We start from the raw sequence: 1,485 nt of genomic DNA, 5'->3' as shown, positions 1-1,485 counted from the left end.
TAAGCCATATCCGCACTGGGCAATGGACAACCAGTGGAAGCGAATACGCGCGGCGGGTGAGGTGGACATCCCCGAGGGGATGGTGCTTTACGGCAACCGTCACTTCTTCGCATCGAACTGCCTGAGCAACGGCATCCCGATCACCGACGTCGCCGAATGGATGGGCCACAAGAGCCTCGACATCACGTTAAAGATCTACCGGCACCTCATGCCGGGATCGATCGGCAGGGCCGCCCAAGTGCTGGATATGGCACTCGCTGCCTGACACGGAACGGGTCCTGGGCGCTTCCGCGCTCAGGACCCGGCGGACTGGGTCTTACCCGAGCTTCTGCTGCTGAGCCCAGGCATCTACTTCGGAGACCTTGAACTGCAGTTTCGCGCTGTGGCCGTGCCCGAACTTGTAGGCCTTCAGACCAAGTTTGGGTGCGTCACGATAGACCCACGTGATGGACATGTTCAGGTACTCGGCCGTCTGTCGGGCATTCATGAAACATGCGGGCATTGTCGTTCCTCCAGTTCGGGCTCCACAATGCCCGAAGTGTGGAGGCCACCGTAGAGTTTGGCGGAGCCTGCGATGGGGGGTATAAGACCGTGTCCTATGTGGTGAGGCGGAGCAGTCGCTTGTAGCAGCAGATGGCGGCGGCGAGGCCGAGAAAGGCCAGGTAGTTTCGGGGATCGCGCTCGTATCGGGGGCTGAGCCTGCGGTAGCCGGCCAGCCAGGACATCGTCCGCTCGATCACCCAACGACGGCGACCCAGGCATTCGCTGGACTCGATGCCTTTGCGGGCGATGCGCACGCCGATGCGTTTGCCGCGTAACCATTTCCGCAGGTGGGGGACGTCATACGCTTTGTTGGCGTGCAGGCGCTGAGGCTTGAAGTAGCGGTCGCGGTGGGGGTCGTGTCTCGTTTGGTGACCCTCGACCATGGGCTTCAATGCTTCGCTGTCGTGGGTGTTGGCGGCTGAGACGCCGACGACCAGGGGCAGTCCGTTCGCGTCCGACAGGACGTGCATCTTGGAACCCGGCTTGCCCCGGTCCACGGGGCTCGGACCTGTATGTTCGCCCCCTTTTTCGCCCTGACGTGGGCAGTGTCGAGGACGACACGGGTGACGTCGATGAGGCCGGCGTCGTCGAGCCGGTGCAGCACGGCTTCGTGCAGGCGGCCCCAGACACCGGTTCTCGACCAGATCAAGAATCGGCGGTGGGCGGTCGACTTCGATATGCCCAAGCAGGGCGGCAGTTGGCGCCAGGAGCACCCGCTGACCAGGACGTAGATGATGGCCGCGAACAGCGTCTCATCCGGTGTGTCCCGCGTCCCGCCGCCCTGCGGCCGCACCCTCGAGGGCGGGATCAGCGGCTTCGCGATCTCCCACAACCCGTCCGGAACAATCCAACTCCACGTACCCCGCCCCATGAACGGACCAACGACCGCCTCACCACATAGGACACAATCCAAGACCGTGTCCTACATGGTCAGTTGGCAGT

Annotated in this window: 2 protein-coding genes; one reads left to right on the top strand and one right to left on the bottom strand. The window is 63.2% G+C overall.

The genetic code is table 11. From position 1 onward, the window contains the following. Window positions 1-265 (top strand): tyrosine-type recombinase/integrase (locus GT030_RS03020; RefSeq protein WP_161199698.1); only part of this gene is annotated, 265 nt, incomplete at its 5' end. A 331-nt stretch (window positions 266-596) separates the two neighbouring features. Here the strand turns inward: GT030_RS03020 and GT030_RS03015 are convergent. Then, window positions 597-1,414 (bottom strand): IS5 family transposase gene (locus GT030_RS03015; protein WP_161199697.1). Its coding sequence is split into 2 segments (ribosomal slippage): window positions 597-1,072 and window positions 1,072-1,414, totalling 819 coding nucleotides; the frame shifts between segments, so codons are not numbered across the junction. Window positions 1,415-1,485 lie beyond the last annotated feature (71 nt).

Source organism: Streptomyces sp. SID1328 (assembly GCF_009865595.1).
GTDB lineage: Bacteria > Actinomycetota > Actinomycetes > Streptomycetales > Streptomycetaceae > Streptomyces > Streptomyces griseoluteus.
The sequence above is the reverse complement of the archived record's forward strand: the minus strand, read 5'-3'. Positions and strand labels throughout refer to the sequence as shown.